Origin of the sequence: Melaminivora jejuensis (assembly GCF_017811175.1) — a bacterium.
Lineage (GTDB): Bacteria > Pseudomonadota > Gammaproteobacteria > Burkholderiales > Burkholderiaceae_C > Melaminivora > Melaminivora jejuensis.
In genome coordinates, this window is record NZ_JACWIJ010000002.1 from 586,780 (window position 1) to 608,423 (window position 21,644).

The 21,644-nt window shown below is 66.1% G+C and carries 20 protein-coding genes, 1 tRNA gene and 4 pseudogenes; 9 read left to right on the plus strand and 16 right to left on the minus strand.

Annotated features, from left to right (window positions below):
- Positions 1-10: 10 nt before the first annotated feature.
- The 4 genes from arsA (at position 11) to arsH (ending at position 4,064) form a co-directional block, all read left to right on the plus strand.
- Positions 11-1,777 carry an arsenical pump-driving ATPase gene (gene arsA / locus IDM45_RS03015; RefSeq protein WP_037039062.1) on the plus strand — a complete coding sequence of 589 codons (1,767 nt, stop codon included), beginning with the start codon at positions 11-13 and terminating at the stop codon, positions 1,775-1,777.
- Positions 1,774-2,817 carry an ACR3 family arsenite efflux transporter gene (gene arsB, locus IDM45_RS03020; protein WP_209421560.1) on the plus strand — a complete coding sequence of 348 codons (1,044 nt, stop codon included), beginning with the start codon at positions 1,774-1,776 and terminating at the stop codon, positions 2,815-2,817. Before arsA ends, arsB begins: the two co-directional genes overlap by 4 nt.
- A gap of 109 nt (positions 2,818-2,926) precedes the next feature.
- Positions 2,927-3,349 carry an arsenate reductase (glutaredoxin) gene (gene arsC / locus IDM45_RS03025; protein ID WP_037039059.1) on the plus strand — a complete coding sequence of 141 codons (423 nt, stop codon included), beginning with the start codon at positions 2,927-2,929 and terminating at the stop codon, positions 3,347-3,349.
- Positions 3,342-4,064 carry an arsenical resistance protein ArsH gene (arsH, locus tag IDM45_RS03030; protein WP_269783617.1) on the plus strand — a complete coding sequence of 241 codons (723 nt, stop codon included), beginning with the start codon at positions 3,342-3,344 and terminating at the stop codon, positions 4,062-4,064. The genes arsC and arsH overlap by 8 nt, the downstream gene beginning before the upstream one ends.
- A 41-nt stretch (positions 4,065-4,105) precedes the next feature.
- On the opposite strand, the gene radC is transcribed toward arsH, so the two are convergent.
- The 3 genes from radC to IDM45_RS03045 all read right to left on the minus strand — a co-directional run bounded on the left by radC (position 4,106) and on the right by IDM45_RS03045 (position 7,218).
- On the minus strand, positions 4,106-4,615 hold the full coding sequence (gene radC / locus IDM45_RS03035; protein ID WP_037039057.1) for a RadC family protein: 510 nt from the start codon (positions 4,613-4,615) through the stop codon (positions 4,106-4,108).
- A 342-nt stretch (positions 4,616-4,957) separates the two neighbouring features.
- Positions 4,958-6,022 (minus strand): PDDEXK nuclease domain-containing protein, encoded by a 1,065-nt coding sequence (locus IDM45_RS03040; protein ID WP_037039054.1) that lies wholly within the window; start codon positions 6,020-6,022, stop codon positions 4,958-4,960.
- A complete protein-coding gene (locus tag IDM45_RS03045) occupies positions 6,019-7,218 on the minus strand; it encodes a tyrosine-type recombinase/integrase (RefSeq protein WP_209421562.1) in 1,200 nt (399 codons plus the stop codon). Before IDM45_RS03045 ends, IDM45_RS03040 begins: the two co-directional genes overlap by 4 nt.
- A 197-nt stretch (positions 7,219-7,415) precedes the next feature.
- On the opposite strand from IDM45_RS03045, the pseudogene IDM45_RS03050 reads away from it, so the two are divergent.
- Together IDM45_RS03050 and IDM45_RS18215 are read left to right on the plus strand one after the other, a co-directional pair.
- Positions 7,416-7,676, plus strand: a pseudogene (locus tag IDM45_RS03050) (transposase); the annotation flags it as partial.
- A 510-nt stretch (positions 7,677-8,186) separates the two neighbouring features.
- A pseudogene (locus IDM45_RS18215) lies at positions 8,187-8,605 on the plus strand (transposase); the annotation flags it as partial.
- Positions 8,606-8,686: 81 nt separating this feature from the next.
- Here IDM45_RS18215 and IDM45_RS03060 read toward each other — a convergent pair.
- The 4 genes from IDM45_RS03060 to IDM45_RS03075 form a co-directional block, all read right to left on the minus strand.
- On the minus strand, positions 8,687-9,217 hold the full coding sequence (locus IDM45_RS03060; RefSeq protein ID WP_209421563.1) for a hypothetical protein: 531 nt from the start codon (positions 9,215-9,217) through the stop codon (positions 8,687-8,689).
- 467 nt (positions 9,218-9,684) lie between these two features.
- Positions 9,685-9,772: transfer RNA gene (locus IDM45_RS03065), tRNA-Ser, on the minus strand.
- Between the two features lie 74 nt (positions 9,773-9,846).
- Positions 9,847-10,173, minus strand: coding sequence for a plasmid stabilization protein (locus IDM45_RS03070; RefSeq protein ID WP_209421564.1), 327 nt, complete (start codon positions 10,171-10,173; stop codon positions 9,847-9,849).
- A gap of 139 nt (positions 10,174-10,312) precedes the next feature.
- Positions 10,313-11,041 carry a DUF3334 family protein gene (locus IDM45_RS03075; protein ID WP_209421565.1) on the minus strand — a complete coding sequence of 243 codons (729 nt, stop codon included), beginning with the start codon at positions 11,039-11,041 and terminating at the stop codon, positions 10,313-10,315.
- A 411-nt stretch (positions 11,042-11,452) separates the two neighbouring features.
- Between IDM45_RS03075 and IDM45_RS03080 the strand changes: the two genes are divergently transcribed.
- Positions 11,453-12,028: a YceI family protein gene (locus IDM45_RS03080; RefSeq protein ID WP_209421566.1), complete on the plus strand. Its 576-nt coding sequence runs from the start codon at positions 11,453-11,455 to the stop codon at positions 12,026-12,028.
- Between the two features lie 114 nt (positions 12,029-12,142).
- On the opposite strand, the gene IDM45_RS03085 is transcribed toward IDM45_RS03080, so the two are convergent.
- Together IDM45_RS03085 and IDM45_RS03090 are read right to left on the minus strand one after the other, a co-directional pair.
- A complete protein-coding gene (locus tag IDM45_RS03085; RefSeq protein WP_209421567.1) occupies positions 12,143-12,457 on the minus strand; it encodes a YkgJ family cysteine cluster protein in 315 nt (104 codons plus the stop codon).
- A 21-nt stretch (positions 12,458-12,478) separates the two neighbouring features.
- Positions 12,479-12,862, minus strand: a complete 384-nt coding sequence (locus tag IDM45_RS03090; RefSeq protein WP_209421568.1) for a YkgJ family cysteine cluster protein — start codon at positions 12,860-12,862, stop codon at positions 12,479-12,481.
- 241 nt (positions 12,863-13,103) lie between these two features.
- Here IDM45_RS03090 and IDM45_RS03095 point away from each other — a divergent pair, with 241 nt between their 5' ends.
- Positions 13,104-13,316 (plus strand): hypervirulence associated TUDOR domain-containing protein, encoded by a 213-nt coding sequence (locus IDM45_RS03095; protein WP_209421569.1) that lies wholly within the window; start codon positions 13,104-13,106, stop codon positions 13,314-13,316.
- 19 nt (positions 13,317-13,335) lie between these two features.
- Positions 13,336-13,923, plus strand: a complete 588-nt coding sequence (locus IDM45_RS03100; protein WP_209421570.1) for a DUF488 domain-containing protein — start codon at positions 13,336-13,338, stop codon at positions 13,921-13,923.
- Here the strand turns inward: IDM45_RS03100 and IDM45_RS03105 are convergent.
- The 7 genes and pseudogenes from IDM45_RS03105 to IDM45_RS03130 all read right to left on the minus strand — a co-directional run bounded on the left by IDM45_RS03105 (position 13,884) and on the right by IDM45_RS03130 (position 21,555).
- A complete protein-coding gene (locus tag IDM45_RS03105) occupies positions 13,884-15,551 on the minus strand; it encodes a glycosyltransferase family 39 protein (RefSeq protein ID WP_209421571.1) in 1,668 nt (555 codons plus the stop codon). The two genes, IDM45_RS03100 and IDM45_RS03105, sit on opposite strands and share 40 nt — an antisense overlap.
- Positions 15,541-18,213 (minus strand): DNA mismatch repair protein MutS, encoded by a 2,673-nt coding sequence (mutS, locus tag IDM45_RS03110; RefSeq protein WP_209421572.1) that lies wholly within the window; start codon positions 18,211-18,213, stop codon positions 15,541-15,543. Before mutS ends, IDM45_RS03105 begins: the two co-directional genes overlap by 11 nt.
- Before the next feature lie 118 nt (positions 18,214-18,331).
- The gene (locus tag IDM45_RS03115) at positions 18,332-19,486 is read right to left on the minus strand and encodes a GGDEF domain-containing protein (protein WP_325168939.1); all 1,155 of its coding nucleotides are present in this window, start codon (positions 19,484-19,486) and stop codon (positions 18,332-18,334) included.
- Entirely contained in the window at positions 19,420-19,875 is a 456-nt protein-coding gene (locus IDM45_RS18060) for a hypothetical protein (RefSeq protein ID WP_325168940.1), read from the minus strand. The genes IDM45_RS03115 and IDM45_RS18060 overlap by 67 nt, the downstream gene beginning before the upstream one ends.
- Before the next feature lie 93 nt (positions 19,876-19,968).
- Positions 19,969-20,337 (minus strand): zinc ribbon domain-containing protein, encoded by a 369-nt coding sequence (locus tag IDM45_RS17470; RefSeq protein WP_411828434.1) that lies wholly within the window; start codon positions 20,335-20,337, stop codon positions 19,969-19,971.
- Between the two features lie 70 nt (positions 20,338-20,407).
- Positions 20,408-20,491, minus strand: a pseudogene (locus IDM45_RS18220) (helix-turn-helix domain-containing protein); the annotation flags it as partial.
- Between the two features lie 90 nt (positions 20,492-20,581).
- Positions 20,582-21,555: pseudogene (locus IDM45_RS03130) on the minus strand (NADPH:quinone oxidoreductase family protein).
- Between the last annotated feature and the right edge of the window lie 89 nt (positions 21,556-21,644).

Genomic DNA, 21,644 nt, shown 5'->3' on the forward strand with positions numbered 1-21,644 from the left:
AGGAGATTTCATGCACTTTCTGACCCAGCCGCCTCGATTCCTTTTCTTCACCGGCAAAGGGGGCGTCGGCAAGACCTCCATCGCCTGCGCAACGGCCGTGCAACTGGCGGCCCAGGGCAAGCGCGTGCTCCTCGTCAGCACCGACCCAGCTTCCAACGTGGGGCAGGTTTTCGGCGAGCGCATCGGCAACCGCATCACGGCGATTGCCGCCGTGGCGAACCTGTGGGCACTGGAAATCGACCCGCAGGCAGCGGCGCAAGCGTACCGTGACCGCATCGCTGGGCCTGTGCGGGGCGTGCTGCCCGACGAGGTGGTGCGCGGCATCGAAGAATCTCTGTCGGGCGCCTGCACCACGGAAATCGCCGCCTTCGACGAGTTCACGGCCTTGCTGACCGATACGGCGCTGACGCAGGATTACGAACACATCATTTTTGACACTGCCCCCACCGGCCACACCATCCGCCTGCTGCAACTGCCGGGCGCATGGAGCGGCTTCCTGGAAGAGGGCAAGGGCGATGCGTCGTGTCTGGGCCCTTTGGCGGGCCTGGAAAAACAACGCGCCCAATACAAGGACGCGGTCGCCGCCCTGGCCGACCCGCTGCTTACCCGCCTGGTGCTGGTGGCCCGCGCGCAGCGCCCCACACTGCGCGAGGCGGCACGCACCCATGAAGAACTGGCCGCCATTGGGCTGACACGCCAGCATCTGGTCATCAACGGCGTCTTCCCTGCTGGCGAGGCCGAAAACGATACGCTTGCCGCTGCCATCTACGAAAGAGAGCAGGCCACGCTGGCCGCCATTCCGCCGGCACTCCAGGCGTTGCCTCGGGATCAGATCGCGCTCAAGCCGTTCAACCTCGTCGGCCTCGATGCCCTGCGCCACCTGCTGGTCGATACCGACGCCAAGCATGACGCCGATGCCATCGAACTGCCCGACCAGATCAATGCGCCAGACTTGTCCGCCCTGGTCGATGAGATCGCCGTCGATGGGCACGGGCTGGTCATGGTGATGGGCAAGGGTGGCGTGGGCAAGACCACGCTGGCCGCCGCCATCGCCGTGGAGCTGGCGGGCCGGGGACTACCCGTGCATCTGACCACCTCCGACCCGGCTGCGCACCTGGCCGATACGCTGGAAGGTTCGGTGCCCAATCTGGCACTCAGCCGCATCGACCCCCAGGAAGCCACGGCGCGCTACCGCCAGCATGTGATGGACACCAAGGGGGCGCAGCTCGATGCCGAAGGCCGCGCTCTGCTGGAAGAAGACCTGCGCTCGCCCTGCACCGAGGAAATCGCGGTGTTCCAGGCGTTCTCCCGCGCCATCCGCGAAGGGAGCAGGAAGTTCGTAGTGATGGACACCGCGCCCACGGGTCACACCTTGCTGCTGCTCGACGCCACTGGCGCATACCATCGCGACATCGCCCGGCAGATGGGCGAGACGGGCGTTCACTTCACGACGCCGATGATGCAGTTGCAAGACCCCAGGCAGACCAAGGTGCTCATCGTCACCCTGGCCGAAACCACGCCCGTGCTGGAAGCGGCCAATCTGCAAGACGACCTGCGCCGCGCGGGCATAGAACCGTGGGCCTGGGTCATCAACAACAGCGTGGCGGCCGCGCACCCACACTCCCCGCTGCTACGCCAGCGTGCACGCAACGAATTGCGGGAAATCGACGCCGTGGCCACACAACACGCCCGGCGCCATGCCGTGGTGCCGCTTCTGACCGAGGAACCGGTGGGGGTGGAGCATCTGCGGGCTTTGGCAAAAAGGAAAGCGTCATGAACCGCGCGCCCTCGCCCATAGGCGTGTTCGAGCGCTACCTGACGCTCTGGGTCGCGCTGTGCATTCTGGCCGGCTTGGCTCTGGGAAACCTGATGCCAGAACTGTTCAGTGCATTGGCGGCCATCGAATACGCCTCGGTCAACCTCATCGTCGCCATACTCATTTGGGCCATGGTGTACCCGATGATGATCGCCATCGACCTAGGCTCGCTCAAAGCCGTGGGTCGGCGACCGAAGGGGCTGGTGATCACGCTGGCAATCAACTGGCTGATCAAACCCTTCACCATGGCCGTGTTGGCGGTGCTGTTCTTTGAGTATCTGTTGGCTGACCTGATCAACCCGGACGATGCTCAGCAATACATCGCCGGTCTGATCCTGCTGGGCGCCGCGCCATGCACTGCCATGGTCTTCGTCTGGTCGCAGATGACCAAGGGCGACCCAAACTACACGTTGGTGCAGGTCTCAGTGAACGATCTGGTGATGGTGGTCGCATTCGCCCCGATCGTCGCCTTGCTGCTGGGCGTGACCGAGATCGCCATCCCTTGGGAGACTTTGATGCTGTCGGTGGTGCTCTACATCGTGCTACCGCTGATCGCCGGCTGGTGGACGCGCAAGCGCCTAACTGCCCAGGGTGGTGAGGTGGCAGTCTCGGACTTCACCGCACGCATCAAGCCTATATCCATGCTCGGTCTGCTGCTTACCGTGGTGCTGCTGTTCGGTTTTCAAGGCCCGGTGATCCTGGCCCAGCCCACGCTGATTGCGCTGATGGCCTTGCCCATCCTCATCCAGTCCTACGCCATCTTCGCCCTGGGCTATGCCTGGGCCTGGGCGTGGCGCCTGCCGCACCCGATTGCCGCACCCTGCGCGCTGATCGGAACGTCCAACTTCTTCGAGCTGGCTGTGGCTGTGGCCATTGGCCTGTTTGGCCTGAACTCGGGCGCGGCGCTGGCCACCGTGGTCGGCGTACTGGTCGAGGTGCCGGTGATGCTGTCGCTGGTGGCCTTTGCCAACCGCACGCGCTCACGCTTCCCAGCGTCGTGATGGACTCCGCCGGCCTGGCATCGCTACTGCGGCTGGGCCGCCGATCGCGGCTCACACGAACCAGCACGTATTCCACCAGCACCACCAACTCCTGAACCGAGGCAATGGCATGAGCCAGATCACCATCTATCACAACCCCGCTTGCGGCACATCGCGCAATGTTCTTGGCCTGATCCGCAACAGCGGCGAGGAGCCTGTGGTCATCGAATATCTGAAGACGCCACCCGACCGCGAAACGCTGCAACGCCTGATTGCCGCGATGGGCGTACCAGTGCGCGCGGTGCTGCGCGAGAAGGGCACGCCCTACGCCGAACTCGGCCTGGATGATTCCAAGTGGAACGACGAGCAATTGATCGGCTTCATGCTCCAGCACCCCATCCTCATCAACCGCCCCATCGTGGTCACGCCGCTGGGCATACTGCTGTGCCGACCTTCGGAAACAGTGCTGGACATCCTGCCCCAGCCGCAGCGCGGTGCGTTCTGTAAGGAAGACGGCGAAGCCGTCGTGAATGCGGAAGGTCATCGTGTCTGAATCCAGAATCGACCTACCCAATATCGACACCGCGCTGTTCCAGCAACCCGATGCCCAGCGGCTGATGGCGCCCGAGCGTGCCACCCACGCACCGCGCTTTCTGTTGCTCTACGGCTCGCTACGCGTGCGCTCGTTCAGCCGCCTGGCTGCCGAAGAAGCGGCACGCATTCTGAGCGCGCTCGGCGGTGAGACACGGATGTTCAACCCCTCGGGTCTGCCGTTGGTGGACGATGCGCCTCACGATCACCCGAAGGTCAGGGAACTGCACGAGCTGGTGCAATGGGCCGAAAGCATGGTGTGGAGTTCGCCCGAGCGCCACGGCGCAATGACCGGCCTGATGAAGACCCAGATCGACTGGATTCCGCTATCGGTCGGCGCCGTGCGCCCAACCCAGGGCAAGACGCTGGCGGTTATGCAGGTTTCGGGGGGCTCGCAGTCCTTCAATGCCGTCAACCAGATGCGCGTGTTGGGTCGCTGGATGCGGATGCTGACCGTCCCTAACCAGTCTTCGGTCGCCAAGGCATACCAGGAGTTCGATGAAGCGGGACGCATGAAGCCCTCGGCCTATTACGACCGCATCGTGGATGTGATGGAAGAGCTGATGAAGTTCACGCTGCTCACGCGCGACGTGATGCCATATCTAGTAGATCGCTATAGCGAGCGCAAGGAAAGCGCCGACGCCCTGAGCCGGCGCGTCAATCAAACAGCGATCTGAGAACCGCCATCGCAGCAAAAAGGGGGCCGAAGCCCCCTCGGTCAAATCAGACCGCGTTCGGCGAAGGATATGGTGCTGCCGCCTGCCACGATGACGTGATCCAGCGTGCGGACATCCACCAGCGCCAGTGCCTCCCTGAGCCGCTGAGTCAGCACCTTGTCGGCACCGCTCGGCTCGGGATTGCCGCTCGGGTGGTTGTGCGAAACGATGACCGCTGCCGCATTGAGCCGCAGCGCCTCCTTGACCAGCTCGCGCGGATACACCGATGCACTGTCGATGGTGCCTCGAAAAAGCTCGCTGTATTCGATCAGGCGATGCTGCGTATCCAGGAACAGCACTGCGAAGACTTCGTGCTCGAAGCCGGCCAGCTTGGCGCGCAGGTACTCCTTGACCGCCGCTGGCGAACTGAACGAGGCACCACGCTGCATCTTCTGCTCGATGGCCTGGCGCGCGGCCTCCAGAATCTGGTCGGTCGTCGCCAGCAGGTAGCGGCCTTGTGCATCGCGCACCATCAGCGAGGTATCGAACGAGGAAAAGGATAGTTGCGACATGATCGTGCTCCGGTTGCTCGGGCGGAATTGCCCGGAACCGTCGCCAGCACGGCGCAGCGCAAGCCGTCAGGGGTCGCAGACGGCCGCCAGGACGCAAGCGCGCACAAGCGCGCGCCGCCCTTGACGGCGAGAACGCCGTGATACGGTGAAGGAAACAGCAAGACCGCCTACACCCCGCCCACTGCACACAGTCGGCCTTTGGGGCAAGCGGAGCGCGCAGGCCCGGCAGGGCCGGAGGCGGCAGGGGCCAAAGCCGGATGGCCGCGATTCGGCACGAAGCGCGGGGCGCAGCCCGCGAACCCGACGGCGGCACGCCGGGACGCCCGAATGCTTGGGACAGAACTACCCGTTGTCTGTCTTGCGCTGCTCGATCTGCAACTGCGCCCGCTGCGTTGCCTGTTGCAGCCGCTCCACCAGCACGCCCCTCGGAGGCAAGGCGGTCAGGTATTCGGCAACGTGGATGCCCGACTTGTCCAGCTCCAGCAACTCGATCTGCTCACGCTTCTTGCCGGTGCAAAGGATGATCCCTAATGGCGAGGCTTCCTCCGGCTCGCGTTCATGCTTGTCGAGCCAGCGAAGATAAAGCTCCATCTGTCCCTTGTAGGCCGCCTTGAAGTCACCGACCTTCAACTCCACCGCCACCAGCCGTCGCAGCTTGCGGTTGTAGAACAGCAGGTCGAGGTGGAAATCCTCGTCGTCAATCGGGATGCGCTTCTGTCGGGCCACGAAGCTGAACCCCGCGCCTAGCTCCAGCAAGAACGACTCCATTTCGCGGATGATCGCCGCCTCCAAGTCGCCTTCCTGCCAAGTGTCCCGCAGCCCCAGGAAGTCGAGGATGTATGGGTCGCGCATGACCAAGGCGGGCGACATGCGCTGCGCGTCGCGCATCGTCGCCAGCTCCTGCGCAATCGTCTCGCCCGGCTTCTTGGACAGCGCTGTGCGCTCGTACAGCATCGAGTTGATGCGCTCGCGCAACGTCCGCACGCTCCAGCGTTCGGCGCTGGCCATCTGCGCGTAGTAGTCCCGCTGGAGCGGATCTTTCAGCGGGATCAGAGCAATGAAGTGCGTCCAACTCAATTGTCGTATCAGTGATACGACAATCTGCTCCTCGGGGAAGGTGGCGGCAAACTGCACCATGCGGCGCAGGTTCTTGACCGCAAAACTGCTGCCGTACTCCTTCACCAACTGCGCCGCCAGGGTAGGCAATACTTCCTCGCCGTAGTCGGCTCGCCGGCCCTCCAGGACTTGCGTGCGGATACGCTGGCCGATACGCCAGTAGAGCATCGTCAGCTCGCTATTCACCGCCGAGGCGGCGCGTTGCCGCGCCGCCTCAATCAGTACCCGAATGTCGCCCAGCAGCGCCGACGGCGCTGCGGGCGATGCCACGGATGACCGGCGCGTGTTCATACTGCCGCCTCCGCAAGCTGGCGCGCGCCCGTGATGGCCTGACGCCGGCTGGCCACCAGCTCGGCCGCATCGCGTACCGGCTTGTCCTCGGTGTGGACGTAGTGCATGAACATCGCCACGGTCTTGTGGCCCGTCAGCTTCATGCCTACCTTGGTCGGCACGCCCGAATTGGCAATGTCAGTGGTCGAGCGATGGCGGATGCCGTGCGTGCCGACGTGCGGGACGCTGGCGGCCTTGAGCACCCGGCACCAGCCGCCATAGTGCTCGCCAAAGGTCAGGTGCTTGGCCGGGTCGTTCGGCGACGGCAGGACATAGGGGCAGTCCTCCCTGCGCGGTGTCGTCGAAAGCAGCCGATACGCTTCCTCGCTCATGGGCTTTGAAATGCCACCGACCTTGCTGTCGGGCCACACCACACGCCGGTTCTCGAAGTCCAGCCAGCTCCATTCGAGCGGGCAGATTTCGGAGCGCCGGGCGGCAAACTCGAATTGCAGCCGGATCGCCAGCGGAATGACGTAGTTCTCCAGCCCTTCCGCCTCCAGCTTCTCCAACTGGCGAAAGATCCTCACCATTTCCTCGTCCACGATGAGCCGGGTTTCCTTGCCCGGCGGATACATTGGGACGTGGCGGCACGGATTCGTGCCATCCGGGCGGTAGCCCCACACTTCGGCCATGTTGAACATCTTGCGCAGCACACCGAAGGTCTTGTTCGCCTCGGTCGGCTTGTAGGCCAGCTTTTCCATCAGCCCGGCAATATCGGGCCGCTTCACCTCATGCACCTTCTTGCGGCCCAGCAGCGGGACGATGCAGCGGTCGATGACGGCCTGATAGCCACGCTGCGTGCTGGGCTTGTTGCGCTTCTTGGAGTAGTCCTCCATGAACTTCTTGCACAACGCTTCGACCGTGGGCGCCTTGCGCGCTTCGGCCTTGGCACCGCCGGGGTCGCCGCCCCGGCGAACCTCGGCCAGCCAGTCCTGCGCCATGACGCGGGCCTGCTCCACGGTCAGTTCCCCGAACAGGCCCAGCGAAGGCTTGCGAGGCTGCCCGGAGTTTGTGCGGTACTGGAGCATGAACACCCGGCGGCCCTTCGGGGTAATCTTGCACAGGAAGCCCGGCACCACGGTATCCCGTAGTTCGATGTCCTTGGCCTGGGGTTGCGCTGACTCTACGGCGGTCTTGGTGAGCTTGATCTTAGCCATGATGACTCCTTGGAACGACCCGAATTCCAAGAGCCAGATAGGAGCGGCGCGAAGGAAAACCGGGTCAAGTTTCAGAAAGCACCGGCATATGATGGACGCGCGTAAGTTCTTGATAAACCTGCTGTATCGAGCTATGGCGCAGTCCAGCGAAGTACCGGGCTGGAGTCATGCTGAAACAAAAAACCGCCCGCAGGCGGTTGCTGGGCGATAACGGCTACGTGGGCCAGCCCTTTGCGCAGGGCGTACGAGAGATTTTGGGTGATCACGCAACGGTGTGGATCGCCAAGAGGAGCGAGATGCACACCTTCAAAGTCTTGCCCAAGCGCTGGATCGTCGAGCGCAGCTTTGCGTGGCGGGAGAAGAACCGGCGCCTTTGGAAGAACTGCGAGCGCTGGCTCAACACCAGTTTGCAGTTCGTCCATCTGGCATTCTTGGCTCTATTACTCAGAAGACCGTGAACACGTTCTCAGTCCTGGGGCGTGCGGCCCGGGTGGCCAAGGGCGGGCGGGGAGGGGCGTAAAAGGGACGACCGGCCAAATTTGGCCGGTCAAAAGCCGACGCAAAGAAGCCATCTTTCGACACTTGAGCCTGCGCTGACCACAAAAGCGGCCTCCGATCGGGCTGACGGCAGCCGGTGCAGCCCGAGGATCAAGGTTGATGCCGTGACGACCGGCCAAATTTAGCCGGTGCTGCGTGATGGCAACCGCTTGCCGCGCTCGGGCAACCGATGCGATAGCCAGTGCCTGGACAGCATCCAAGGCGGGCTTTCGATTGCTTCCCCGCCTGTGCCTGGGGTCAGATTCCGAGCGACCGGCCAAATTTGGCCGGTCGTCCCTCTTACTCCCCACCTCGCCCACCCTTGGCCACCCGGGTCGCACGCCCCAAGCTTGGACAGGTGGCATCCTCTCAGCCCCAAGAGTGGTCAACAAAACCAGGAACCTGTACGAAGGCTCGTAGTTTCTGCCCTGATGAGGCGCGCTTTGATCAGCCAAAAACCCTGGGAAGAGCTGGAGCCGCTGGTGCTTGCTGCCCAGCCCTCATCCAAGGAAAGCAATCCTCGGTTGAATGATCGCGCCGTCTTCCGCGGCAACTTGTCCGTCCCAATGACCGGCATCCCCTGGGAAGAGCTGCCCCAGGAGCTGCGCTTTGGCAGGGGCATGACGTGCCGGCGTCGCCTGCGCCAATGGGGGCCGGCGCGCACCGCACGGTGTGGCGTGCACAACAGCCAGCTGCCAACGTGCCATCGCTGGGCGGTGGAGGGCGCGCATACCTGGCTGGCGGGCTTTGGCAAACAGAGCGCATTCGCTTCGAGCGGCAACTGGACTTCTATCTGTTCTTGCTCAAGCTCGTCTGCGTTGCCATCTGCCTGCGGTGCATGGAACGCTTCAGTCAGCCGCTCAAGCGAAGATGCCCGGCACCTGCGCCCATGTTGCTGGAGATGCCGGACTGACGGTGGACTTGCGTTTTTTCAGTCGATCAGGTTACCCAGAATGAACGCCGCAGCTCTGACGTGTTGCGCGAGCGCCATTGCGTCGGCGGAGGATGAAAAACAACTTTCACCGTCGCTGCCGGCAGCCAAGCGCTGCTCACCGTCTGCGTAGCGAACGAGGATCTGCCAGCAGCGGGCAGGCGAGGACGCCTGGGTGAGCTCGATGGCTGTGATTTGCTGGCCGGTGCGCAGCCATGAGCGGTCGTGCGTGTGCAGGACGCCAGGCAGAGGGAAATTCCCCAAGTCAGTGAGGGTGGGGAAGGCCAGGCCGGCGCGGCAGCGCTGTTGTGGCTGGGTGATGTAGTGCCCGTACATCTCCAGGATGACGGGCAGAGCGTCACCTGCCTGAGCTGCCAGTTGGCGCTTGTCGGTTTCGTTGGCGGCCGCGCGGATGGCTGCTTGGGTGGCTGCCGGAAGCTGGGGAAAGATGACGCTGCGCTCGATGCCCTGGGAGCCGATTTCGGGCAGGGCCAGCAGGGCGTGGATGGGGGAGATCGCGTGGGTGTGCATGTTCTCTCTCTTTCTTGAGGGCGAGCTTCAACATCGAAGCCAAGAGAGGGGCACAACGCCCGGGAGTGTATGCCGAACCAGCCGAGGCGATCAACGCCGACGCATGAGGCTGACAGTTGCCGGGCGACTTGCTGAAAACGATCGTCGCCAGGCGACCGGCCAAATTTGGCCGGTCGAAAGATGCTCGGACAGGCTCCTTTTTCGAAAGGAGGCTGGCTTGGCGATCCATGACGGCACAAGGAGGTGGCTCACTGCAGAGCAGTCCAGGCTGCATGGCACCTGCCGACCTCCAGCTCGGGTGTCGCCCATGGCAGGCAAGGCTTCAGCCTCGTGCACTCGAAGGGGGCGACCTCGTTGAACTGCGTTGCACATCCGATGCTACCGATGTTTTCAACATGGGTAAAAACGTGGGTAGATTCAAAAATCCAAAAAAAAGCCCAAGTAAATCAATCACTTGGGCTATATTCTGGCGGAGACTGTGAGATTCGAACTCACGGACGGTTGCCCGTCGGCAGTTTTCAAGACTGCTGGTTTAAACCACTCACCCAAGTCTCCATGGGACAGCCGTGCATTGTATGCGGCACCGGTGGGTGCGAGGGACAAAGCGCGCGGGCGATCGCTGCTGCCGTTCAATCAGCTACGGCCTCGGCCAGCTCGGCCTTGTTCATCTTCGAGCGACCGGCAATGTTCTTGCGCCGTGCTTCCTCATAGAGTTGCTCGCGCGTGCGGCCTTGGGCACCACTGTGCGAACGCTGACCGCCACGTACCGGGGCAGGGGTGTCCTTGAGGGTCTTGGGATTGGCAGACCTGGCCTCGCCGTGCTGGGCGCGTTCCTTGTTCACAGTGCGGGCCGCTATTTCCTCGGCCCGTTTTTCGCTCTCTCCGCGCTTTTGGGCGCTGTCCTTGATGTGCTCGTATTGGCGTTCGCGCTTGGCGCTCCAGGCTGCTTGCGGCATGGCAGCTCTCCGGTGCTGATGTGGATAGCCCGCAGCCTAGGCGCGCCCCAGCCCGGTTGCGTCGGACATTGGTCGCTGGGACTGTAGGAAGTGCCAGTCCTGCCGGCAGCGTTGGCCAGGGCTGGCGCCCAGACGCATGTCACATGCCCAGGGAGCGCAGCAGGGCCTCGGTCTCGTCATCGGGGCCGCTGGCGGGAGAAGGGGCGGCGTCGCTGCCGGCCACCTGCTCCATCAGCGCGTCCGGATCCGGGGCTGCCTGTGGCTCAAAGTCGCAGACCTTGACGAACTGGGTGCGATCCATGGCCAGCTCCAGGTAGAAGATGTTGTTGTTGTTCGTGTAGAAGGTGACGCGGCGCGCCTCGGGCTGATCCAGGTTGGCGTCCACGCTCAGCACGACCGGCTGGTTCAGCACCAGCATCTTGGGCTGGTTCTGGCGGATATGCGTCTGCAGCTCGCGCCGGATCTTGCTCACGAAATCACCCACTACCTGGTTCATCAGCTCGCCCAGCACGTTGCTGACCTCGTCGGAAGTGAAGGAGGATGCCAGGTCGTCGCTCGACATGCCCATGCTGAGCATGTAGCGCTCATAGACCTCCATGGCCGCATCGGCAGAAAAATTCAGGATGACCAGGCCGGAAAAGCCCCCGTCGAACAGCACGAAACAGCCGATGTCGGGCTTGAGGCAGGTCTTGGTGATGCGCTGCACCATGGCCGAGTAATGCACCGGCCCCTGCATGGCCACCGACAGTACGCGGGTGACCGAGTTGCACAGCGATACCAGGATGTCCTCGGTGCCATAGACGGTGGCGTAGTGGGTGCCTGCGGCGGCAGGTTGAAGCGAAGTTGTGGAAGGGACGGTGGAAGTCATGGCAAAAAAAGAGGAGAGGGCGCAATGGACAGACGTCGTCAGCCGGGATGATGACATGCGCGTGCCGACCAGCGCTGACGTGCGGGCGCTGGTGTGCCATGGCGCTTTGCCACTTTTCAGGGCGTGCGGCCCGGGCGACTGAAACTTGCGCCAGGCTTTGCGCTCTGTCATGAGGCTGTTTCTCAGAGCGTGTTTACGATCTCCGCGCGCAGGGGCGCGGGTGCGGATCGGGATGGGTTGCCAGGCGCAAACCGCAGCGATAGCCCGTGCTATCGCGAGGATTTGCAACGCCGCAGACCGCCCGAGGCCGCGCTCGCGCACCCGCGCGGGGATCGTAAACACGCTCTCAGGCTCTTTTCAGGCTTTTCCTTCATCCATTGCCTGCCCTGCAACTTCACCGAGGATTGACCCATGCGAATTCATGCCCTGGCTTTGGCGCTTGCTGCCACCGCCCTTGCCACCGCCGCCCAGGCCGAGCCGGCCAGCTATGCCATCGACCCGACACACACCTTCGCCACCTTCGAGATCGGGCACTTCGGCGCCAGCGTGAACCGGGGCCGCTTCGAGAAGAAGGAAGGCTTTGTGCTCTACGACAAGGTGGCCCGGACTGGCAAGGTGGACATCACCTTCCACATCGACTCCATCAACACCGGCACGCCGCCGTTTGATGAGCACCTGCGCAGTGCGGAAATTTTCGACGCCGCGCAGTTTCCGACGGCGCGCTTCGTGGGCGAGCAGTTCAAGTTCAAGGGCGACAAGTTGGTGTCGGTCAGCGGCAGCATGACCATCAAGGGCAAGACCCGGCCAGCCACTTTCAAGGCGCACCAGTTCACCTGCTACGACAGCCCCATGCTCAAGGCCGAGGTCTGCGGCGGCGACTTCGAGACGACCATCGACCGCACGGCCTTTGGCGTCGATTACGGCCTGGACTTTGGTTTTCCAAAGAAGGTGCGCATCGTGGCGCAGATCGAGGCCGTCAAGCAGTGAGCGGGCCTGAGCCTGTGCCTGCCGCTGTTCTGCAGCGGCAATAAATTTGCTATTCAATCAATAGCTGAAAGCGCTTGCCAGTATTGGTTTTGAGGCCAAAATCATTCACATGATTCACAGGTCGGGCAAAACGGGCAGGCCGTGCCGCGCCCGCGCGCGCTGGCAGGCGGCGCTGCCTGGCTCGAACTCGCGGCAGGGCGAAGGGCGCCACTCGTAGATGGCGCAGGCAGCGCGCTGGCCGACCTGGCCGGTCAGCGCTGCGCAGCGGGGCTGGGCGTGGTCAGTGCCGCGCATCCGGGCCGTGTGCTGGTTGACCTCCACGGCCAGGCCAGTGGGCACGCAGCCGCCCAGCTCCTCGGTCTCGCACACGGAGAAATCCACGCGGAAGCTGGCGCAGCAGGCGCCGCAGTTCAGGCAGTCGTCGGACATGGTGGGCAGGCATCGTCCGCTTCAGGCGGCTAGCGGCAGCTCGGGCGGCACAACAGGCGTCAGGCCATCACCCTGCGGCCACGGCAGGGTCAGCCCGGGCAGGCCGTGCGCGGCGCGGGCCTGGGCGCAGCGTTCGCTGCCCATCTCGAAGGCGCGGCAGGCGCTGGGCCGGGCCTCGTAGATGCTGCAGATCGACTCCTGCCCGCACAGCCCGCTCAGGGCCACGCAGCGCACGGGACGCGCGGCAGTGCCGTTCATGCGCCAGCGGTTTCCGCTGACTTCGTGCGCCAGGGCATCGGGCACACTGCCCCCCATGCTGGCCAGTTCATAGACGGAAAACTCGACGCGGTAGTGGTGGCAGCAGGCCCCACAGGTCAGGCACGGGTGAACAAGGGTCTCGGACATGGCGAGAGACTCCACAAGACATCTGGATCGCAAGAACGTCGCGCAAGGTCTGCGCGCCGGTGCTGCAGTGGCGGGCCGCAGCGCAAGGGGCCTGTCTGCCGTTCTGCAGGACGGGCAGCGAACGGCTCAGGCGGGCTGGCTGGCCGGCTGCGGCGGATGCACCAGGTCGTGCTGATAGGCGTTCAGAGGCGCGGCACGGTGCGGCGCAAGACTGGCGGGCAGCGACACAGGAGGATCAGGGATGACTGAGAAGTTCAAGGTGGGCGACCACGTGCGCTGGAATTCCGAGGCGGGCCACGTGTCGGGCACGATTGTCACCGTGCATACCCGCGATTTTGACTACAAGGGCCATACCCACCGCGCTAGCCCGGACGAGCCCCAGTACGAGATCAAGAGCGACAAGACCGACCACATCGCGGCGCACAAGGGCAGTGCGCTGCACCGGATTTCCTGAGCGCGAGCGCAGGCATCCCATGAGCGAGCACCTGCCGTTCTTCACCATTGGCCACTCCAGCCGCAGCCTGGAAGAGTTCCTGCTGCTGCTGCAGCAGGCAGGCGTGCAGCGCGTGGTGGACATCCGCAAGATTGCGCGCTCGCGCGCCAATCCGCAGTTCAACGAGGACGCCATGCCCGCCGCGCTGGCGCTGCACGGCGTGGCCTATGTGCATCTGGCGCGCCTGGGCGGGTTGCGGGGCAAGGTCGGGGGCGTGGCGCGCGAGGTCAATGGCTTCTGGACCAATGCCAGCTTCCATCGCTACGCCGACTACGCGCTCACGCCGCCGTTTGCCCAAGGGCTGCAGGAGCTGATCGCCCTGGGCCGGCGCGAGCGCGTGGCCTTCATGTGCTCGGAGGCCGTGTGGTGGCGCTGCCACCGGCGCATCGTGGCCGACTGGCTGGTGGCGCGTGGCGAGGCGGTCTTCCACATCATGGCGCCGGGGCGGGTGGAGCCGGTCAGGCTCACGCCCGGGGCGGTCGTGGCGCACGATGGCACGGTGCAGTATCCGCTGCCGCCGGCCAGCGCTCAGGATGCCGACGCCGACGCGCTGGACTGCTGCCCCTGATCGCCTGCAGCAACGCGCGCGCAGGCTGCCGGCACATAAATACGCCAATGCAGCACCAGCGGCGGCCCGGCCGGAGCGTGCGGCCAGGGCAGTTGCCAGGTGCCGTCCCGGGTCACCATGCCTGCTGCCTCATCCGGTGAACCGTCCGGGCCGGCTGCGATGCCGTCCAGCGGCGCCGGCGGCTCGTCCGCCTCATTGCCCTCGCGCAGCCACAGGGCGCCTTGCTCCAGCAGCCGCGCGCGCGTGACCCAGGGCGAATAGCGCGCGTCGCCGGTGATCAGCACCGAAGTTTGCGGCCCAGCAGGCACTGCCACCAGCCCGGCCAGCCAGTAGTTGCCAGCCACCACGCGCAGCGGGCAATGCGACAGCCCGGCCCACTGCGCCTGCGCCTGCGCCGCCAGCGCGGCCTGCGGCCAGTCGGTGCGCGCGGGGCGCCCGCGCCACTGCGCGCCCCAGGCCAGCCAGCCCAGCGACAGCAGCGTGGCCAGCGCCAGCCAAACCAGTACGCCGCGCAGCAGCGGCGCGCGCATGGCGGCCAGCCAGCGATGCGGCAGCCAGGCGGCCAGCAGCAGGCCGCTGAAGGCCCACATGGGCACGCCCCACATGTCGCGGATGCGCAGGCCCAGCACCAGGCCTAGCAGCGTGACCAGCAGGCCCGGCAGCAAGGCGATGGTCAGCAGATAGCCGGGCCAGGCCGTGTGCAGTTTGGACGGGGGCTGCACCAGACCGGCCCGCCCGCTTTCCTGCTCGGGACTGGCCATCACCCGGGTGCGCGCGCGCAGCGCCGCCACCAGGGCGATCACCAGCAGCGGCACGTGGTTGAGCACCTGCACCCCCAGAAAGCCTAGTGCCGCCAGATGCGGGTGGCGGCTGCTGGTGGCCGAGCGCTCGCTGGCGTAGCTCATGGGCAGCCAGCCGCTTTGCTGCAGCCACCACAGGTGCGGCGCCAGCACCAGCGCCAGCACCAGCAGCGCCAGCCACGGCCCGGGCCGCAGCAGGGTGCGCCGCGCCGGGCTGGCCAGCAGGTACAGCGCCAGGCAGGCCAGGATGATGGCCATCGAATACTTGGTCAGCATCCCCAGGCCGGCCAGCAGGCCCAGCAGCAGCCACTGGCGCAGCCGCCCGTCCTGCAGCGCCGCCAGCATGGCCCAGGCCAGCGCCGCCCACAGCGGCATCTGGGCGATGTTGTGGTTGAACTCCAGCGCCGGGCGGGTGTAGAAGACCACGCCCAGGGTCAGCGCCGTGCCGATGAAGGCGCGCTGCCTGTCCACCAGCCGCCGGCCCGTCAGCCAGACCAGCCACAGCGTCGCCGCAATGCAGGTTTGGCTGAGCAGGAACGGCCCGACATCGCCAAACGCCCGGTGAAACACATGCAGCGCCCAGGGCGACAGCGGCGGGTGCTTGTAATAGCCCCACTGCCACTCGCGGCCCCAGGTGAGGCTCTCCACCACGTCCAGTGGGAAGCTCGATTCCAGCAGCGGCGGCAGCAGCGACCAGACCAGTGCATACAGCGCCGCTGCGGCCAGCGCGGCGCGCCAGGGCAGGGCGGGCTGGCCAGGGGCCGCGAGCGCCGGGGCGGGGCTGGAAGTGGCAGCCGCTGCCGTGCCCACCGGTGCTTCAGCCCGCATCCCGCGCCACCTGCTGCGTCTGCTGCGACTGCTGCGCCAGTTGCTTGAGCTGATACAGCGCCTCCAGCGCCTGGCGCGGGCTCAGGCTGTCGGGGTCGAGCTCGGCCAGCAGGCGCTGCACGGCATGGGGCAGGGCGGCTTGCGGCGGAGCTTCGGTAGCATCGGGCTGCACCGGGCTGGCAAACAGGTCGATCTGCAAATCGTCACGCCCGGCTCGCTCTTCCAGCTCGGCCAGCACGCGGCGCGCGTGCTGCAGCACCGGGGCCGGCACACCGGCCAGGCGCGCCACCTGCACGCCGTGGCTGCGGCTGGCCGGGCCGGGCTGGATCTCGTGCAGGAACACGATGTCATGGCCCGATTCGGCTGCGCCCACGTGTACGTTCACGGCGTGCGGATGGCGCGTCGCCAGCTCGGTCAGCTCGAAGTAGTGCGTGGCAAACAGGGTGAAGGCGCGCGTTTTGTCGTGCAGATGCGCGGCGATGCCGCTGGCCAGCGCCAGACCGTCGAAGGTACTGGTGCCGCGCCCGATCTCGTCCATCAGCACCAGCGACTGCGCCGTGGCGCTGTGCAGGATCTGCGCCGCCTCGGTCATCTCCAGCATGAAGGTGGACTGGGCGTTGGCCAGGTCGTCGGCGGCGCCGATGCGCGTGTGAATGGCATCGATCGGCCCCAGGCGGCAGCTCGTTGCCGGCACATGGCTGCCCATGCTGGCCAGCAGCACGATCAGCGCCACCTGGCGCATGTAGGTCGATTTGCCGCCCATGTTGGGGCCGGTGATGATCTGCATCCGCGTGCTGGCACTCAAGCGCGTGTGGTTGGCGATGAAGGCGCCGTTTGATGTCTCGGCCAGCCGTGCCTCGACCACCGGATGGCGCCCGGCCTCGATCTCGATGCACGGCTCGGGCACGAACTGCGGCGCGCACCACGACAGCGTCAGCGCGCGCTCGGCCAGGGTACACAGCACGTCCAGCGCCGCCAGCGCCAAGCCCAGGCGGGCCAGCTGCGGCACGTGCGGCTGCAGTTGCTGCAGCAGCTGCTCGTACAGCCATTTCTCGCGCGCCAGGGCGCGCTCCTGCGCCGATAGCGCCTTGTCCTCGAAGGCCTTCAGCTCGGGCGTGATGTAGCGCTCGGCGTTCTTCAGCGTCTGGCGCCGGCGCCACTCGGGCGGCACCTTGTCGGCGTGGCTGGCGGTGACTTCGATGTAAAAACCGTGTACCCGGTTGAACTGCACGCGCAGATTGGGGATGCCGGTGCGTTCGCGCTCGCGTGCTTCGAGCTGCAGCAGGAAGTCGTCGCAGTGGTCGCGGATGGTGCGCAGCTCATCGAGTTCGGCATCGAAGCCCGGCGCAATCACGCCGCCGGCCTGCAGCAGCGCCGGCGCCTCGGCGGCGATGGCGGCGCGCAGCAGCTGCACGCACGCTGCAGGCGGCTGCAACTGTTCTGAAATTTCAGTCAAATACGGCTCCAGCCCTTGTGTGGCAAGCGCCAGAAGCTCTGATTTTTGTAGCGACTGGGCTAGCGCCAGCAGCTCGCGCGGGCGCACCTGCTGCAGGGCAATGCGGGCGGTGATGCGCTGCACGTCGCATACGCCGCGCAGCTCGGCACGCAAGTCCTGCCAGCGACTGCGCCCGGCCAGGGAGCCTTGCAGCGCCGCCGTGGCGGCCAGCCGCTGGCGCGCTGCGCTGCGCTCGCGCTGCGGCTCCAGCAGCCAGGCGCGCAGCAGACGGCTGCCCATGCCGGTCATGCAGGTGTCCAGCAGCGACAGCAGCGTCGGCCCGTCCTCGCCGCGCAGCGTCTTGACCAGTTCCAGGTTGCGCCGGGTGCTGGGCGGCAGGTCGATCAGCTCCTGCGGGCGCTGCACGCGCACGCCGTGGATGGGCACGCTGGCGCCGCCCTGGGTGTGCTCGGCGTAGTGCAGCAGCGCGGCGGCGGCGGCGTGGGCCTGCGCCAGACCGTCGGCCTGCCAGGCCTGCAGACTGGCCGCGCCCAGCGCCTGCAGCAGTTTGCGCTCGCCCAGGCCGGCGTCGAACTGCCAGTCGGGCCGGCTGGCGACCGGGCAGGCCAGCCGGCCCGACTGGCGCAGGCCGGCCAGCAGCTCCTGCAGGCCAGGGCCGAGGCCGCTGGCGTGCAGCAGCTCGCTGGGTGTCAGGCGCGCCAGCCAGTCACCCAACTCGTCCTGGCGGCACTCGGCCAGCTGCACCAGGCCGTGCGTCACGCTCATCCAGGCCAGGCCGCAGCGCCCGCGTGCGCCCTGGTGCAGCGCCAGCAGCACGGCTTCGGTCTTGTCGGACAGCAATTCGCTGTCCGTGAGCGTGCCGGGGGTGACCACGCGCACCACCTTGCGCTCCACCGGCCCCTTGCCGGCGCCGACCTCGCCGACCTGCTCGGCAATCGCCACCGACTCGCCCAGGCGCACCAGCCGCGCCAGGTGCTGCTCCAGCGCGTGAAACGGCACGCCGGCCATCAGCACCGGCTGCCCGGCAGACTGGCCGCGCTGGGTCAGCGTGATGTCCAGCAGCTGCGCGGCGCGCTCGGCGTCGGCGTAGAACAGCTCGTAGAAATCGCCCATGCGGTACAGCAGCAGGGTGTCCGGATGCTGCGCCTTGATGGCCAGATATTGGGCCATCATGGGCGTATGGGCGCTGAGGTTGGTGGTGTCCATGAATCTGTTTTTTTGATAGCTGCCAGCGCTTGACTGTATTGGGTTTACACCGCTTTTGGCTGGTATTTCTGCGGTGTCGCAGCGGGCCTGGGTCAGGGCCGGGCCGGCCCGCCTTCCCTCAGGCCGTGATGACCCGGTTCTTGCCGCTGCGCTTGGCCAGGTACATGGCGTCGTCGGCGCGGCGCAGGGCGTCTTGCATGTCAGCCTCGTCCTGCACGCGGGTGACGCCGGCGCTGAAGGTGATGAGCACGCGTTCGCCGTCCTTCAGGAAGTAGCGCGTGGTCAGCTCGCGCTGCAGGCGGCGCATGATGTCGCCGGCAGCGTCTGGCGTGGTGTCGGGCAGCACGATGACGAACTCCTCGCCGCCGTAGCGCGCCAGCTGATCCTGCGGGCGCAGCACCTGGCGGGTCACTTGCGCCAGGTGCGCCAGCGCCTCGTCGCCGGCGGCGTGGCCGAGGCGGTCGTTGATGGCCTTGAAATTGTCGATGTCCAGCAATGCCAGGCACAGCGGACTGCCCTGGCGCTGCGCGCGCGCCATCTCACGCGCCAGGGCTTCGTCCAGGCCCTTGCGGTTGAGCGAGCCGGTCAGCGCATCGTGGCGTGCCAGGGCGCTGGCGCGGTCGAGCTCCTGGCGCAGTTGCTCGACCTCGGCGTGGCGCTCCTCGACCCTGATGCGCAGCTCGTGCAGCTCCCCATGCACGATGCGGCTGTTCAAGGCCATGGCCTGGGTGGCTTCGATGACCTCCTGCAGCAGCGGCGCGATCTCCTGGGGCCGGGTGGCCTGGCTGATGCGCTCGGCGTACTGCTCCAGCTGCTGGTGGTAGCTGCTGCTGGACTCGTCCATGCGCGCCAGCCGCTCGATGAAGGTGGCCAGCAGCTCGCGCAGCTGGGCCTGGGCCTGCAGCATGTGCTCCTTAGCGTCGGTCTGCTTGTAGATCACGTCCTTCAGGCGGATCTCGATCTCATCGAGCCGGCGCAGGTTCAGCGGCGGGGTGGAGGCGGCCACCAGGGCTTCGATCTGGCCGTGCAGCCACTCGTCGTCCAGCGACAGCGCGGCGATGTTCTCGAACGTCAGGCGCAGCAGCGCCAGCAGGCTGGTGCGCAGGGCGCCCTGATCCTGCGCGGCAAAGGACAGGCGGTGGCTGAAATCGGCCAGCCGGGCCTGCAGCGGGCCGGTGCGTGGCAGCGGGCTGCGCAGCAGGCCGCTCAGGTCGGCGGCCATCTCCTGCAGGCGCGCGTCTTCCTCGCCCAGGGCGGGCAGCAGGTTGTCCACCAGCCGCGCCAGCTCCTCGCCCAGGCGGGGGGCAGGGGCTGCTGGGCTGCGTCGTCCAGCTCGTCGGCGACGGTGGCGACAGTGGAGGGGATGGCCAAATTGGCATAGCCCACCAGCGTGCTTTGCAGACTGGGCCAGTGGTGCTCGGTGACGGCGCGCTCGAACTGGTCGAGCAGGCGCTTTTGCTCGGGCGTCTGCGCCGGCAGTACGCGCTGGATGGCGCGTAGCTGTAACTGCGGAAACGGCGCCAGGCTGGGACTGCCGGCGATTTCGTCGTACAGCGCCTGATAGTTCTGCGGCGTGGGCGCCAGCCGGCGCTGGGCCAGCTGGCGCAGGGTTTCGCGGGCGATGTCGGAGGGGTTGAGACTCTTATGGGCGGCCATCTGCATGGACGACGGGTGTCTGAAAGCCCGCAGTGTGACAGAGCAGCAGGCCGGCCCGGCCCAGGCCGCAAGCCCTTGTCGGTTTGACATCCTCCCCGCCTAAAGGCGTGGGATTCCTACCGCGCTCATTGCAGGCGCAACGCCTGAACCAGTCGCCTCAGCGGGTTCCTGCTTCGCCGAGGCTGCACGCTTGGCCCTTGCGGGCCTTGCGCGGCTGACGTCCTCTCCACAGGCTGCTACGCGGTGTCCCCGCCTCAGTATGTTGATCGCGCCGGTGTGATCGGCATGGCCTTCGCGCCCGCATTCGACGCACCTGAACACGGCCTGCGTTTTGCGGTTGTCCGCGCTCACGCAGCCACACTCGGGGCAGGTTCTGCTGGTGTTGTGCGGCGGCACGGCAATCAGCATTCCCCCAGTCCAGGTCAGCTTGTCCCCGCCACTCGGTGAGCAGCTTGCACAGGGCTGCATAGCCGAGCTTCTTCTCGCCCCGCTCGTAGCGTTCTTTGTGCAACGCCAGCGCCTTGTTGAACACGAAGCGGCAGGAGCCAGCAAAACGCACCATCTGGCGTGCTTGCTGGCCGTCTGGGCGCAGTTCGTATTTGAAGGCTTGCAGGCGTTGCATGGCTGGCTAAATCTACAGTTGTTTGAGGACGGCTATGCCGTCCGCGCCGTCCTGCCCCGGCCTGAAGGCCGAGGCTTGCCGCGCACCGGGTCAGTTCACCAGCACCAGCTTGCCCATGACCGAGCGCGACGCCATGTGCGCAAACGCTGCCGGCAACTGGCTCATGGGCATGGTGCGGTCGATGACCGGCTTGATGCGGCCCTGGCCGTACCACTGGGCCAGCTCGGCCATCATGGCGGCGTTGGCCTTGGGCTCGCGCTTGGCAAATTCGCCCCAGAAGACGCCGACGATGCTGGCGCCCTTGAGCAGCGGCAGATTCAGCGGCAGCGCCGGGATGGGGCCGGCGGCAAAGCCCACCACCAGGTAGCGCCCGCGCCAGGCGATGGAGCGAAACGCCGGCTCGGCCAGCTCGCCGCCCACGGGGTCGTAGATCACGTCCGGGCCCTTGCCCTCGGATAGCGCCTTGACGGCCTCGCGCAAATCCTGGCGGCTGTAGTCGATGACGGCATCGGCGCCGATCTTCAGGCACAGATTGCATTTTTCTTCGCTGGAGGCGGCGGCGATCACGCGCGCGCCGGCTGCCTTGGCGATCTGGATGGCGGCGCTGCCCACGCCGCCGGCAGCGCCCAGCACCAGCACCGTCTCGCCGGCGCGCAGCGCGGCGCGATCCATCAGCGCGTGGTGCGAGGTAGCGTAAGTCATGATGAAAGCGGCGGCATCGACAGCAGGAAAACCGTCTGGAAGCGGCATACAGCGTGCGGCAGGCGCTATGACATGGGTAGCAAAGCCGCCGGTGCCGCTCAGGCAGGCGACGCTTTGGCCGGGCCGCAGGTGCTGCACGCCTTCGCCCACCGCCTGCACCACGCCGGCCCACTCGGCGCCGGGCACGAAGGGCAGCGGCGGCTTGATCTGGTACTTGTTCTGCACCATCAGCAGGTCGGGAAAGTTCAGGCTGGCGGCGTGGATCTCGACCAGTACCTCGCCGGCCTTGGGCGCGGGGTGGGCTGTTCAGTCCAGGTCAGGGCTTCGACCCCGGTCGGGTCGCTGCAAAGCCAGGCGTGCATGTGTGATCTCCTATGGAATTCGGTGTGAGGGGTGTTGAGCCGGATCAAATGATAGGAGTGGCGCGGATGGGCTTCTTGTCCCTTGCGCG